Source organism: Bradyrhizobium sp. USDA 3256 (genome assembly GCF_054058275.1).
The window spans coordinates 2,071,742-2,085,695 of record NZ_JBSSAE010000002.1; the positions used below are offsets into that span (position 1 = coordinate 2,071,742).

10 protein-coding genes are annotated in these 13,954 nt (G+C 66.2%); 8 read left to right on the forward strand and 2 right to left on the reverse strand.

Annotated features, from left to right (window positions below; genetic code table 11):
• Nucleotides 1-1,249 precede the first annotated feature (1,249 nt).
• The 8 genes from ccmI (at nt 1,250) to ACVWY5_RS11325 (ending at nt 12,502) form a co-directional block, all read left to right on the forward strand.
• Nucleotides 1,250-2,371: a c-type cytochrome biogenesis protein CcmI gene (gene ccmI, locus ACVWY5_RS11290; RefSeq protein ID WP_028331557.1), complete on the forward strand. Its 1,122-nt coding sequence runs from the start codon at nt 1,250-1,252 to the stop codon at nt 2,369-2,371.
• A gap of 59 nt (nt 2,372-2,430) precedes the next feature.
• Nucleotides 2,431-2,916, forward strand: a complete 486-nt coding sequence (gene ccmE, locus ACVWY5_RS11295; protein WP_028331556.1) for a cytochrome c maturation protein CcmE — start codon at nt 2,431-2,433, stop codon at nt 2,914-2,916.
• On the forward strand, nt 2,913-4,898 hold the full coding sequence (locus ACVWY5_RS11300) for a heme lyase CcmF/NrfE family subunit (RefSeq protein WP_028331555.1): 1,986 nt from the start codon (nt 2,913-2,915) through the stop codon (nt 4,896-4,898). Before ccmE ends, ACVWY5_RS11300 begins: the two co-directional genes overlap by 4 nt.
• Nucleotides 4,898-5,404, forward strand: coding sequence for a cytochrome c-type biogenesis protein (locus ACVWY5_RS11305; RefSeq protein ID WP_028331554.1), 507 nt, complete (start codon nt 4,898-4,900; stop codon nt 5,402-5,404). The genes ACVWY5_RS11300 and ACVWY5_RS11305 overlap by 1 nt, the downstream gene beginning before the upstream one ends.
• A gap of 170 nt (nt 5,405-5,574) precedes the next feature.
• On the forward strand, nt 5,575-7,158 hold the full coding sequence (locus tag ACVWY5_RS11310; protein WP_028331553.1) for a Do family serine endopeptidase: 1,584 nt from the start codon (nt 5,575-5,577) through the stop codon (nt 7,156-7,158).
• Nucleotides 7,159-7,423: 265 nt separating this feature from the next.
• Entirely contained in the window at nt 7,424-8,104 is a 681-nt protein-coding gene (locus ACVWY5_RS11315) for a response regulator transcription factor (RefSeq protein ID WP_028331552.1), read from the forward strand.
• On the forward strand, nt 8,088-9,542 hold the full coding sequence (locus tag ACVWY5_RS11320; RefSeq protein ID WP_028331551.1) for an ATP-binding protein: 1,455 nt from the start codon (nt 8,088-8,090) through the stop codon (nt 9,540-9,542). The genes ACVWY5_RS11315 and ACVWY5_RS11320 overlap by 17 nt, the downstream gene beginning before the upstream one ends.
• Nucleotides 9,539-12,502 carry a bifunctional [glutamine synthetase] adenylyltransferase/[glutamine synthetase]-adenylyl-L-tyrosine phosphorylase gene (locus ACVWY5_RS11325; RefSeq protein WP_028331550.1) on the forward strand — a complete coding sequence of 988 codons (2,964 nt, stop codon included), beginning with the start codon at nt 9,539-9,541 and terminating at the stop codon, nt 12,500-12,502. Before ACVWY5_RS11320 ends, ACVWY5_RS11325 begins: the two co-directional genes overlap by 4 nt.
• Before the next feature lie 408 nt (nt 12,503-12,910).
• Here ACVWY5_RS11325 and ACVWY5_RS11330 read toward each other — a convergent pair whose 3' ends face one another.
• A complete protein-coding gene (locus ACVWY5_RS11330; protein WP_028331549.1) occupies nt 12,911-13,132 on the reverse strand; it encodes a formate dehydrogenase subunit delta in 222 nt (73 codons plus the stop codon).
• Nucleotides 13,116-13,952, reverse strand: a complete 837-nt coding sequence (gene fdhD / locus ACVWY5_RS11335; RefSeq protein ID WP_028331548.1) for a formate dehydrogenase accessory sulfurtransferase FdhD — start codon at nt 13,950-13,952, stop codon at nt 13,116-13,118. Before fdhD ends, ACVWY5_RS11330 begins: the two co-directional genes overlap by 17 nt.
• Between the last annotated feature and the right edge of the window lie 2 nt (nt 13,953-13,954).

Sequence of the window (13,954 nt, forward strand, 5' to 3'; positions counted from 1 at the left end):
GTAGTCGCCCTCATCTTCAAGTGACAATGCGCGGGAGTCAAAATGGATGGGAAATACGAGGTGTCTTTTCATTCCGTCTAGACTGTGGCGCATGCTGTACCTGTGGTACTGATTTTATATACTCAACCTCAGATTTTGACAGAAAAGTTGACAGCGAGCGTGAGGGGAAAAACTCGTGTTTTCGCGACGAACGATCCAAGTACTGTTTGACGGTGTAAGCAGCTTAATTCCGGACAAAGACCTTATTCGCGAATGCAAGAGCCTCGCTCCACAGAACGGAGTAAAGCTCATGGATCGACAAAACAGGGAGAGGGACCTTCATAACGCCATCTGCCTTAAGACGGAGCAGCCGGGGATTACGGTGCATTTAATGGTAAAGTCGCGCCCTGACGGGAAATTCCGGTGCCAGCACTGGACTGCAATTCTGCGTTATTCAAAAGCGAGTCTGTTCGGGGCCGATGGCTCCGTGCTCCTGATCGATGACGACGGCGTCTGCACCTGCCTGCGCCAAGGCTTGTGCGACGACTGCTGAAGGGATTGTGCAGATGAACGTCGTACGGATTCTGGGCGCAGGTTCTGACATCTCAGGTCCCCCTGTGTTTCCACGTTGAGTGACGGCTCAGCCTTCTCCAGTTCCGTGGAGCTTGCCATTGACCGAACCGTTCGGTCAATGAGAGATTTCTGTTCAGCTAGGGTCATTTTGGATGGTTTCAGCGGAGATTATCGGCCGGTCGGGGGAGGTCGGATTGCACTCGGCGATGCGAAGCGTCGTCCAGCGCAATCCGGGTGAGGGCTCTTGCTCTCTCGATCGACCGTAACACCTCACCCGATTTGCTGCGCAAATCGACCTCTCCCAAGGGAGAGGTGAACTTTCGACGCCGCTGCAACTCGACCTGACGGGGACGACGAGCGTGTGCGCAATTTCGGAATAATGGAATTGTGCCGCTGAGTTGCCCGACATGTCAAGTCGTCATTCGCGTGCCGGCGGCCGCCGGCTCCTTTGCATGGGGTTGTTTTCGATATTTTGGTCGAGCACGCGTTCGCGGGCGGGTATTGGAGCTTCGGCTTCGAACCGGTGCTCGCTTCGCCCGAATACGCTCGTGCAATTTCGCCGCAGCGGCCACCGGAAGCCGCCTGTTCCGGCGGTCCGCCGATCCAGTAATTGTCAATTGCCGGGCTCGCCGCCGGTAGTGTAAAGCGATTCTAAGGCGGCTTGCCGGAAGCCGCCGTTCCATCCGGGAACCGCTTGATGACGCTGTGGTTTGTGTTCGCGCTGATGACGGTCGCGGCGATCTTTGCCGTGCTGTGGCCGCTCAGCCGCCGCGGGCGCGCGGATACCAGCGGCAGCGAGGTCGTGGTCTACCGCGACCAGCTCGCCGAAATCGACCGCGACATGGCCGCCGGCATCATCGGTGCCGCCGAGGCCGATGCCGCACGGGTCGAGATCAGCCGCCGGCTGCTGGCCGCCGCCGATCAGGGCGGACGTGAGACCCCGGTGCAGGGCAGCCTCAATCTGCGGCGCACTGCCGCGATCGTCGGCCTGGTCGGATTGCCGGTGATTGCCTCGAGCTTCTATCTTGCGCTCGGCTCGCCGCGCCTTGGTGACTTTCCGCTCGCCGAGCGCAGCCGGGTGGCGGACGCCAACCAGCCGCTCGCCAATCTGGTCGCGCAGGTCGAGGCGCATCTGGAAAAGAACCCGACCGACGGCCGCGGCTGGACGGTGCTGGCGCCGGTGCTGTCGCGCCTCGGCCGCTACGATGACGCCGTCCGCGCCTATCGCAACGCCATCACCTATGCCGGCGACAGCGCCGATCGCCGCGCCGATCTCGGCGAGGCGCTGATGGGGACTGCCGGCGGCGTCGTCACCGCGGACGCCAAGGCGGAATTCGAGCGCGCGGTCGCGCTGAATGGCGACGATGCCAAGGCGAACTATTTCCTCGGCCTCGCCGCCGAGCAGGACGGCCGCAAGGCCGATGCCGCGTCGCTGTGGCAGAAGATGCTGGCGAAGGCGCCGGCGGACGCGCCGTGGCGGCCGCTGGTGCAGGCCGCGCTCGTGAGGGTCGGCGGCAGCTCGCCCGGCGGCGTCAGCGCACCGGCGCTGCCGGACAGTGCGGTGGCCGCGGCCCGGGACATGAGCGAGGCCGATCGCGGCACCATGATCAAAGGCATGGTCGATCGGCTGGCGACGCGGCTGAAGGCCAATGGCGACGACGTCGAGGGCTGGTTGCGGCTGGTCCGCGCCTATCTCGTGATGGGCGAGCGCGACAAGGCGATGAGCGCGCTCGCGGATGCACGTCAGGCGGTCGCCAACGATGCGGACCGGTTGCGTCAGCTCAATGAGGGGCTGAAGAATCTCGGGCTGGATGGATAACGCATGACGCCGAAAAGTGCGCAGCGGTTTTCGGAGGATGTTATGCGCAAGGATGGAACATGACCAGGAAGCAACGGCGTTTGACACTGATCGGCTGCGCGCTTGTCGTGCTCGCGATCGCCGCGGGCCTGGTGCTGAACGCGCTGCGCGATTCCATCGTGTTCTTCTCGACGCCGTCGATGGTCGCCGAAAAGCACCTTGGTCCGGGCAAGCGTTTCCGCCTCGGCGGCCTGGTGGAGCAGGGCTCGCTGAAGCGCGGCGACAATCTCGCCGTGACCTTCACCGTTGGCGACGGCGGCGCGACGCTGCCGGTCGCCTACAAGGGCATCCTGCCGGATCTGTTCCGCGAGGGGCAGGGCGTGGTCGCCGAAGGCGCGCTCGACGCGAGCGGCGTGTTCCGCGCCGACACCGTGCTCGCCAAGCATGACGAGACCTACATGCCGAAGGACGTCGCCGACGCCTTGAAGAAGCAGGGCCACTGGAAGGACGACTACGGTGCGAAGCCGAGCGCCTCCGCGGCGCCGACACAGGGAGCCGTGCGGTGATTGCCGAAAGTGGACATTACGCCCTGGTGCTCGCGCTCGCCCTGGCGCTGATCCAGTCCATCGTGCCGATCGTCGGCGCGCGCTGGCGCGATGCGGCGCTGATGAACGTCGCGCGCTCGACGGCGCTAGCCCAGTTGCTGTTCGTCGCGGCGTCGTTCGCGGCGCTGGTCACGCTGCACGTCACCTCGGATTTCTCGGTCGCCAATGTCTACGAGAATTCGCATTCGCTGAAGCCGCTGCTCTACAAGATCACCGGCGTGTGGGGAAACCATGAAGGATCGATGCTGCTGTGGGTGTCGATCCTGGCGCTGTTCGGCGGCCTCGTCGCGGCCTTCGGCAACAATCTGCCGCTGTCGCTGCGTGCGCATGTGCTGGCGGTGCAGGCCTGGGTCGCCAGCGCGTTCTACTTGTTCATCCTGATCACCTCGAACCCGTTCCTGCGCATCGTCAATCCGCCGCTCGAGGGCCGCGACCTCAATCCGGTGCTGCAGGATATCGGCCTCGCGGTGCATCCGCCGATGCTCTATCTCGGCTATGTCGGCTTCTCGATCTCGTTCTCGTTCGCGGTGGCGGCGCTGCTCGAGGGACGGATCGACGCCGCCTGGGCGCGCTGGGTGCGGCCGTGGACGCTGATGGCGTGGATATTCCTGACGCTCGGCATCGCGATGGGCTCCTACTGGGCCTATTACGAGCTCGGCTGGGGCGGCTGGTGGTTCTGGGATCCGGTCGAGAACGCCTCGCTGATGCCGTGGCTTGCCGGCACCGCGCTGTTGCATTCGGCGCTGGTGATGGAGAAGCGCAACGCGCTGAAGGTCTGGACCGTCCTGTTGTCGATCCTGACCTTCTCGCTGTCGCTGCTCGGCACCTTCCTGGTGCGCTCCGGCGTGCTGACCTCGGTCCATGCCTTCGCCACCGATCCGACGCGCGGCGTGTTCATCCTGCTGATCCTGTTCGTCTTCATCGGCGGCAGCCTGTCGCTGTACGCCTGGCGCGCGCCGGCGCTGAAGCAGGGCGGGCTGTTCGCACCGATCTCGCGCGAGGGCGCGCTGGTGCTCAATAATCTGCTGCTCACCACCGCCTGCGCGACCGTGTTCATTGGTACGCTGTACCCGCTGGCGCTCGAGGTGCTGACCGGTGAGAAGATCTCGGTCGGCGCGCCGTTCTTCAATTTCACCTTCGCGCCGCTGTTCGTGCCGCTGCTGCTCGCGGTGCCGTTCGGGCCGCTGCTGGCCTGGAAGCGCGGCGACCTGCTCGGCGCGGCGCAGCGGCTGATGGTGGCCGGCATCGTCGCGCTGGTTGCGATGGCGCTGGTGTTGGCATGGACCTATGGCGGCGCGACCTTGGCGCCGCTCGCGATCGGGCTTGCGGTGTTCGTGATCATGGGCGCGCTGTGCGATCTCGCCGAGCGCATCGCGCTGTTCCGGATTCCGCTGTCGCTCTCGCTGCGCCGTGCGCGCGGGTTGCCGCGCGCGACCTGGGGCACCGCCTTCGCGCATGCCGGTCTCGGCGTCGCGCTGATCGGGATCGTCTGCGAGACCACCTGGAACAGCGAATATATCGGCGCGATGAAGCCCGACGACGTCGCCCGCGTCGCCGGCTATCAGTTGCGGCTCGACGGCCTGAACCCGCGGCAGGGTCCGAACTTCCGCGAGATGGTCGCGCAATTCACCGTGACGCGTGACGGCGAGAAGGTCAGCGTGATGACGCCGTCGAAGCGCAACTTCACAACGCGCGGCGCCTCGACGACCGAGGCCGCGCTGATGACGCGCGGCGCCAGCCAGCTCTACATCTCGCTCGGCGATACCTCGGCCGACGGCGCGATCGCGGTGCGCATCTATCACAAGCCGCTGGTGCTGATGATCTGGTGGGGACCGGTGCTGATGGCGTTCGGCGGCATGCTGTCGCTGTCCGACCGCCGCTTGCGGGTCGGCGCGCCGAAGCCGGCCAAGGCAGCAGCACGCGCATTGCAGGCGGCCGAGTGATGCGGTCGCGCGCGCTTGCAGCCGTCGTGCTTGCGGCGGCCCTGATGCTCGGCGCGATGCCCGCCCGGGCGGTGCTGCCCGACGAGGTCATGGCGGATCCGGCCAAGGAGGCGAGGGCGCGCGAACTCTCCAAGGAGCTGCGCTGCATGGTTTGCCAGAACCAGTCGATCGACGATTCGGAGGCGCCGCTGGCGCGCGATCTCCGTCTTTTGGTGCGTGAACGCATCTCGGCCGGCGACAGCGACGCCCAGGTGATCGATTTCCTGGTGGCCCGCTACGGCGAATTCGTGCTGCTGAAGCCGCGCCTCAACGAGCACACGCTGCTGCTGTGGCTGACCCCGCCGCTGGCGCTGCTGCTGGGCGGTTTTGCGCTTTGGCGGCTCGGCCGGCGCAAGGCAAATCCGGCTGCCGGCGGGGGCGATTCCGCCCCCGGACTGACGTCCGACGAGCGTGCGCGCCTGGAACGCCTGCTGGCGGCGGAATCCGCGCCGGACAAGTCGCTTTAGTTCCCTTTTAAGTCCTTTATTTACCTGCGCTATTCTGCCGCAGCGGTGGCCGCCTCAATTACAAAAGTTTAATTCCGCAGCCAGCGCGCCGTAAGGCTGATGACCCCATGTTCAGACCCATCAGGTGCTTGCCCCGGCACCAATGATTCTGGCCCTGGAGATTTCAAGACATGACCGACCGTCCCGACCTCTCGACCCTTCCGTCCTACAAGGCGCCGAAGCGCTCGCTGTTCTCTGCCCGCAAACTCGCGCTGATGGCGTCGGTCGTGGCCGGCCTCGGTGCCGCCACCTATGGCTTCAGCCCCTCGCACAACCCCGCCGACCTGTTCACGACGCCCGCGCATGCGCAGGTCAATAACGAGGTCAAGAAGGTTCAGCAGCCGGTCGGATTTGCCGACATCGTCGAGCGCGTGAAGCCGTCGGTGATCTCGGTCAAGGTCAACATTCGCGAGAAGGTCGCGAAGGACGACAGCGGCAATGACGATTCGCCGTTCCAGCCGGGTTCGCCGATGGAGCGCTTCTTCCGCCGCTTCGGCGGTCCGGATGGCTTGCCCCCGGGCCTGCGCGGTGGACCGCGTGGCGGTGGCGTGGTGACGGGCCAGGGCTCCGGCTTCTTCATCTCGGCTGACGGCTTTGCCGTGACCAACAATCACGTCGTTGACGGCGCCGACAAGGTCGAAGTCACCACCGACGACGGCAAGACCTATTCCGCCAAGGTGATCGGCACCGATCCGCGCACCGACCTCGCGCTGATCAAGGTCGAGGGCGGCTCCAATTTCCAGTTCGCCAAGCTGTCCGACTCCAAGCCGCGCATCGGCGATTGGGTGCTGGCGGTCGGCAATCCGTTCGGCCTCGGCGGCACCGTGACCGCTGGCATCGTCTCGGCCTCCGGCCGCGACATCGGCAACGGTCCGTATGACGATTTCATCCAGATCGATGCGCCCGTGAACAAGGGCAATTCGGGTGGCCCGGCGTTCGACGTGTCCGGTGAGGTGATGGGCGTCAATACGGCGATCTACTCGCCGTCCGGCGGCAGCGTCGGCATCGCGTTCTCGATCCCGGCCCAGACCGTCAAGAGCGTCGTCGCCCAGCTGAAGGACAAGGGCGCGGTCAGCCGTGGCTGGATCGGCGTCCAGATCCAACCGGTGACCTCCGACATCGCCGACAGCCTCGGCATGAAGAAGGCCGAAGGCGCGCTGGTTGCCGAACCGCAGGCCAACGGCCCCGCGGCCAAGGCCGGCATCGAGTCCGGTGACGTCATCACCGCCGTCAATGGCGAGCCGGTGAAGGATGCGCGCGAGCTCGCCCGCACCATCGGTGGCCTCGCGCCCGGCAACGCCGTGAAGCTGAACGTGCTGCACAAGGGACAGGACAAGACCGTCAACCTCACGCTCGGCCAGCTGCCGAACAACCTGGAAGCCAAGGCTGACACCGACAAGAGCGACAAGGGCAATTCGTCCCGCGGCACCGACGTGCCGAAGCTCGGCCTCACCGTGGCGCCCGCCAACAGCGTGGCCGGCGCCGGCAAGGAAGGCGTGGTCGTGACCGAAGTCGATCCCAAGAGTGCTGCCGCTGAGCGGGGCTTCAAGGAAGGCGACGTGATCCTCGAGGTCGCCGGCAAGTCCGTCGGCACCGCCGGTGAAGTGCGGGATGCGATCACGGCGGCGCGCAATGACAGCAAGAACAGCGTTCTCATGCGCGTGAAGAGCGGCGGTTCGTCGCGCTTTGTGGCAGTGCCGCTGGCGAAGGGATAACTATCTATGAGTTGGAAGGCGTCGCCGGCATCAGTCGCCCCCGCCGACGGCGCTTTCCGGGGGGCGGGCCCCTTGCTCGCTCCCTACGTTGCCTTTCGATGGAATATGCCCCCCTCTGTCGGAAGGTCTCAGGGCGGTGAGGTCCCCCAGCTTCACCGCCCACTTTTTTCAAGCAATCGAGAATATGCGCGGTCGTCTTGCATGTGCAGGCCGGCCGCGTCATGCTGACAGAGGGCCAATTCCCGTGACCGCAATCGCTCCGCAAATGCGCATCCTGATCATCGAAGACGACCGTGAGTCAGCCGACTATCTGGTCAAGGCATTCCGCGAAGTCGGCTATATCGCCGATCTCGCCTCCGATGGCGAGGAAGGGCTGTCAATGGCCGAGTCCGGCGACTACGACGTGCTGGTTGTGGATCGCATGCTGCCGAAGCGTGACGGCCTGTCGCTGATCGGCAGCCTGCGCGACAAGGGCAACCGGACGCCGGTGCTGATCCTCTCGGCGCTTGGCCAGGTCGATGACCGCATCAAGGGCCTGCGTGCCGGCGGCGACGACTACCTGCCGAAACCCTATTCCTTCGCCGAGCTGCTCGCGCGCGTCGAGGTGCTCTCCCGGCGCAATGTCGGCCCGGCCGAGGAGACGACCTACCGGGTCGGCGACCTCGAGCTCGATCGGCTGTCGCACCGCGTCGCCCGCGGCAAGGACGAGCTGACCTTGCAGCCGCGCGAGTTCCGCCTGCTCGAATATCTCATGAAGCATGCCGGGCAGGTGGTGACGCGCACCATGCTGCTCGAGAATGTCTGGGATTATCATTTCGATCCGCAGACCAACGTCATCGACGTCCACATCTCACGGCTGCGCTCCAAGATCGACAAGGGTTTTGAGCGGCCGCTGCTGCATACCATCCGCGGTGCGGGGTATATGATCCGTGACGGCATTCGGTAAACTGATCCGGACCACGGCGTTTCGACTGACGCTGGTCTACCTGTTCCTGTTCGCGCTGTTCGCCGCCTCGCTGCTGGCTTACTTCGCCTGGAACACGCGGCGGCTGATCACCGAGCAGATCACGACGACGGTCAATGTCGAGATCAGCGAGATCACCGACATCTACAACCGCCGCGGCCTGCGCGGCCTGCTGGGCACCATGGGCAATCGTGCGCTGCGGCCGGGCGCCAACCTCTATCTGGTGACGGCGCCGAACGGACAGATGCTCGCCGGCAATGTCGGCGCGCTGGCCCCGGGCGTGATGAGCACGCAGGGCTGGACCGAGACCGCCTATCGCCGGCTCGACGACCAGGACAAGACCGATCACCGCGCGCTGGTGCGGGTCACCCAGATGGACAACGGTTTCCGCCTGCTGGTCGGGCGCGACCTTGAGGAGCGGCGGCGGCTGTTCGGCATCGTCGCCAAGGCCGCGCAATGGTCGATCCTCGTCGTCGTCGTGCTCGGCATCGGCGGCGGCATCTTCGTCGCCCGCCGCGTGCTGCACCGGATCGACGCCATGACCGGCACCACCAAGCGCATCATGGCGGGCGATCTGTCCGGCCGGCTGCCGGTCGGCCGCAGCGGCGACGAGCTCGATCGCCTGGCGGAAAATCTCAATGCCATGCTCGAGCGCATCGAGGCGCTGATGACGGGGCTGAAGGAGGTCTCCGACAACATCGCCCATGACCTCAAGACGCCGCTGACGCGGCTGCGCAACCGCGCCGAGGAGGCGCTGGCGCGGTCGGGCTGCGAGGCCGACTATCGCGCGGCGCTGGAGCGGACCATCGAGGAATCCGACGGGCTGATCCGCACGTTCAACGCCCTGTTGATGATCGCGCGTGCCGAGTCCGGCCAGGCGCGCGGCAACATGGACGATTTCGACGGCGCCGATGTCGCCAACGGCATCCACGAGCTGTACGAGCCGCTGGCCGAGGACGATGGCATGACGCTGCAGGTGAAGACCGTGCCGGCGCCGATTCACGGCAACCGCGAATTGATCAGCCAGGCGGTCGCCAACCTGGTCGAGAATGCCATCAAATACGGCAAGCCCGACGTGAGCGTGCAGCCGCTCAATGCGGATGCACGGGAGATCCTGATCGAGGCGCGGCGCGAGGGCGACCAGGTCCTGCTCAGCGTCACCGACCACGGTCCGGGCATTCCCGAGGCCGACCGCAAGCACGCTGTCGAGCGCTTCGTCCGGCTCGAGGCGAGCCGGACCTTACCCGGTTCCGGTCTCGGCCTCAGCCTGGCCTCGGCGGTCGCCACGCTTCATGGCGGCGAGCTCAGGCTCGGCGATGCCCATCCGGGGCTGATCGCCACCCTGGTGCTGCCGGCGCGGGCGGGCGGCAGTGACAGGCTTGCGGCTCAAACGCAGGATGTGCCACAGAAGGCGGCATGAATGCCGCCGCGCCGGGAAACGCGGATCGACATCGTCTGGCCGCGCGGTTCGCGGACGGACCGCGTGTCGCCGCGCCCGTATCCGCCGATCAGCGCCTGACCGACTGGTTCGCCGAGCTCGAGCCGGCGCAATCGGGCGCGCTCAATGCATTGCTCGAACATCCGTTCGCACGGGACATCCTGCGCGGCATCGCCGAGTTCTCGCCCTACCTGTTCGAGCTCGCGCGTGCCGACGCCGCGCGGCTGATCCGGATCCTGTCATGCGACCCGGAACAGCATCTGGCCAACCTGATCGAGACGACGTCGCGCGATGTGCTCGCCGCCGGCAGCGAGGCCGACGTGATGGTTCTGCTTCGCCGCATGAAGGCGGAGGCCGCGCTGATGATCGCGCTGTGCGACATTGGCGGCGTCTGGCCGGTGATGCGGGTGACGGCGGCGCTGACCGACATCGCGGTGAATTCGGTGCAATCGGCGCTGCGATATTTGTTCCGGCAGGAAGTGGCTCGCGGCCGGATGACCGCCGCCGATCCCGATCACCCCGAAGCAGGTTCAGGCCTGATCGTGCTCGCGATGGGCAAGATGGGGGCCGGCGAGCTGAACTATTCCAGCGACATCGACCTGATCGTGTTCTTCGATCGCGCGGCCACCTCGCTCGCCGAGGACATCGAGCCGCAGCCGTTCTTCGTGCGCGTCACCCAGGCGATGGCGCGGATGCTGCAGCAGCGCTCGGGCGACGGCTATGTGTTCCGGGTCGATCTCAGGCTGCGTCCGGACCCGGCCTCGACCCAGGTCGCGATCTCGACCGACGCGGCGTTGCATTATTACGAGCGCGAGGGACGCACCTGGGAGCGCGCCGCGATGATCAAGGCGCGGCCCTGCGCCGGCGATCCGAAGGCCGGCGAGGCGCTGATCGCCGAGCTCGCGCCCTTCGTCTGGCGCAAGCATCTGGATTTTGCCGCGCTTGCCGATGTCCACGACATGAAGCGGCAGATGCAGACCTATCGCGGCCAGAGCGAGATCTCGGTCGAGGGCCATAACGTCAAGGTCGGCCGCGGCGGCATCCGCGAGATCGAGTTCTTCGCCCAGACCCAGCAGCTGATCGCCGGCGGCCGCCATCCGGAGTTGCGGGTGCGGCCGACGCTGGAGGCGCTCAATGTGCTCGCCAACAGCAACTGGATCACCTATGAGGCGCGCGACGAACTGACGACGGCCTATGAATTCCTGCGCCGGGTCGAGCACCGGCTGCAGATGATCGCCGACGAGCAGACCCATTCGCTGCCCGAAGCGCCCGAGGACGTCGAGCGTTTTGCGCATTTCTTCGGCTACGAAAATCGCGAGGCCTTCGCCAGGGACCTGCTCGGCCAGCTCAAGATCGTGCAGAACCACTACGGCAAGCTGTTCGAGGGCGACGATCCGACCGGCACCGCGAAGCTGCCGGACATCGACTACGGCGCCGGGCCCGAGGACGCCCGCCTGATCGAGCATCTCGCCAATCTCGGCTTCAAGAAGCCCATTGCGGTTGCCGGCACCGTGCAGCAATGGATCGAGGGCGACTATCGCGCGCTACGCGTCGAGGCGACGCGCGCCGCGTTCCTCGAATTCATTCCCGGCCTGATCGACGGCCTCGTGAATGCCGAGGAGCCGGACGATGCGGTGGCGGCGTTCGACCGTTTCCTCGGCGCGCTGCAGCGGGGCGGGCGGCTGATCTCGCTGCTCAGCCAGAACCGCGATTTCGTCGCGCTGGTAGCGCTGATCCTCGGCGCGGCACCGCGGCTCGGCGACATGCTCGCGCGGCAGCCGCAGATCATGGACGGCCTGGTCGACCCGCGCTTCTTCGGCGCGATGCCGGACAAGAAGGAACTGTCGGAGCGGCTCGCCGCCACGCTGCAGGATGCGTCGTCCTACGAGGATTTTCTCGATCGTCTGAGATTGTTCGGCCAGGAGAGCCTGTTCCTGATCGGCACGCGGATCCTGTCCGGCACGGTGTCAGCGCAGCACGCCAGCACCGCCTTTGCCGATGTGGCCGAGGGGATCGTGCACACCGTGCACGGCCTCGTCACCGACCAGTTCGCCGCGCAATATGGCCGGATCAAGGGGCAGGAGACCGCGATCATCGCGATGGGGCGGCTCGGCAGCCGCGAGATGACGGCGTCCTCCGACCTCGATCTGATCCTGCTGTACGATTTCGACAGCGAGGCGCCGGATTCCGACGGCGAGCGCTCGCTGCATGGCGCGCAGTATTTTGCCCGCTTCACCCAGCGCCTGATCAGCGCCTTCACGACCCGGACCAATTACGGCGTGCTCTATGAGGTCGACATGCGGCTGCGCCCGTCGGGGCGCGCCGGCCCGGTCGCCTCGCGAATCGATTCATTCTCCGACTATCAGGAGCGCGAGGCCTGGACCTGGGAGCACATGGCGCTGACGCGCGCCCGCGTGATCTCGTCGTCGCCTGAGTTCCGCGAGAAGATCGAGACGATCATCCGCAGCGTGCTGACCCGGCCGCGCGATGCGGCATCGGCCGCGGCCGACGTCGCCGACATGCGGCGCGCGATCGCGCTGGAGAAGGGCGAGGACGACGTCTGGGATCTCAAGCTCGCCGCCGGCGGGCTCGTCGACATCGATTTCATCGCGCAGTATCTCCAGCTCGCGCATGCCGCGGTGAAGCCGGAAATCCTCAGCGTCTCCACGCTGCAGGTGCTCGACAATGCCGCCAGGCTCGGCCTGCTCGGCCAGTCCGAGGCCGAGATCCTGCGCTCGGCGGCGCGGCTCTATCATGACCTGACGCAGATCCTGCGGCTCTGCGTCACCGGCAAGTTCAATCCGGAGACCGCGGGCGAGGACCTGCTGCGCGTGATGGCGCGGGCCGGGGACACGCCGGATTTCTCCGCACTGGAAGCCCGCCTGCGCGAGACCCAGAGCGAGGTGCGCCGCGTCTTCAACGCGATCGTGGGCGGGGCCTGATCCGACTGCGATGCTCGACCCGTCATCCTGAGCCGCGAGCGCGGCGAGCCTCGAAGGATGACGGGACTGAAGGCGGGACAACATGTCCGACGTCGTCCCTGCGAAAGCAGGGACCCATAACCACAGGGTTTAATTGTTGAGGAAGGCTGTGGCCCCAGCCCTGCGCAACAATGGCCTTCGGTGGTTATGGGTCCCGGCTTTCGCCGGGACGACATTGAATGTTTGGCGCCGCTCCTCCGCCATATATTCACATTCGCTGAGGTGCGAGCTCTTGCGAGCCTCGAAGGATGCACGGCCACAGTCGGGCCGCCGACCCTTCGAGACGGCCGCTTTGCGGCCTCCTCCAGCGACAATGGCAAAGCCATTGTGCGGGCGTGACGGTGCGAGAGCTGAGCCTGCAAAAGCGCCCTACGCCTGCTGCTTCAGCTTCTGCAGGGCATCGCGGACGTCGGGATCGAGGCCGGTGCCGCCGGCGTCGAGATGGGCGAAGATCTGCTTGCGCATCCGCGGATCCCAGAACTTCCAGATGTGCTCGGAAATGCCCTGCACGGCGCGGTCGCGCCCCTGGCTCTGGAAGAACTTTCCGATCTGGTTCGCCATATAGACCAGTTTGTCAGGCGACGACGACATAAGCGGACTCCTTGCCGGCCACCGCGCCTGTGACGCGTTCCGGATGCGTAAAGATTTCAAATCCATCGGCGCGAGCGATCGCGGCGAGCGTGATGCCGGCGGCATCCGCCATCCGTACCGCAAGCGCGGTCGGCGCCGACACCGCGGCGATCAGCGGCGCGCCGATCGCGGCGGTCTTCTGCACCATTTCGACCGAAACGCGGCTGGTGAGCAGCACCATGCCTTCGCTGGCATTGACCTTGTCGCGGGCCAGCGCGCCGGCGAGCTTGTCGAGCGCATTGTGGCGACCGACATCCTCGCGCAGCGCCACGATGCCGCGCGCGCCCGTCCAGAATGCCGCGGCGTGCACGGCGCGGGTCTGGTGGTTGATCTCCTGCAGCGGCGCGACCGCCGCCATCGCCGCCATGATCTCGCGCGGCGAGAATACGCGGCCGGCGCGCACCACCGCGGCCGGCCGGACCGCCTCGCTGATGGAATCGAGGCCGCACAGGCCGCAGCCGGTCGGTCCGGCGATGTTGCGCCGCCGCTCGGCGATCCGCTCGGCCCTGTCAGGCCTGAGCCACATCCGAAGCTCGATGCCGTCATCGAGCTCGACGATGTCGAGGGTCTCGATCTCGTCGGCCGCTCGCACGATGCCTTCGCTCAGGCTGAATCCAACGGCGAAGTCGCCGAGGTCCTCGGGCGAGCCCATCATCACGGCGTAGGTGCCGCCATTATAGGTCAGCGCGAGCGGCGTCTCTTCCGGGATCAGGCGCGCGCCGTCGCTGAAGACGCCGTCACGCCAGACTTTCCGCCTCGATTGGTGGACGGGCTCGCGCATCG

Coding starts and splice junctions, on each gene's coding strand:
- ACVWY5_RS11325 (WP_028331550.1), top strand. CDS start 9,539: ATGAATGCCGCCGCGCCGGGAAACGCGGATCGACATCGTCTGGCCGCG.
- ccmE (WP_028331556.1), top strand. CDS start 2,431: ATGACCAGGAAGCAACGGCGTTTGACACTGATCGGCTGCGCGCTTGTC.
- ACVWY5_RS11305 (WP_028331554.1), top strand. CDS start 4,898: ATGCGGTCGCGCGCGCTTGCAGCCGTCGTGCTTGCGGCGGCCCTGATG.
- ccmI (WP_028331557.1), top strand. CDS start 1,250: ATGACGCTGTGGTTTGTGTTCGCGCTGATGACGGTCGCGGCGATCTTT.
- ACVWY5_RS11315 (WP_028331552.1), top strand. CDS start 7,424: ATGCGCATCCTGATCATCGAAGACGACCGTGAGTCAGCCGACTATCTG.
- ACVWY5_RS11330 (WP_028331549.1), bottom strand. CDS start 13,132: ATGTCGTCGTCGCCTGACAAACTGGTCTATATGGCGAACCAGATCGGA.
- fdhD (WP_028331548.1), bottom strand. CDS start 13,952: ATGCGCGAGCCCGTCCACCAATCGAGGCGGAAAGTCTGGCGTGACGGC.
- ACVWY5_RS11310 (WP_028331553.1), top strand. CDS start 5,575: ATGACCGACCGTCCCGACCTCTCGACCCTTCCGTCCTACAAGGCGCCG.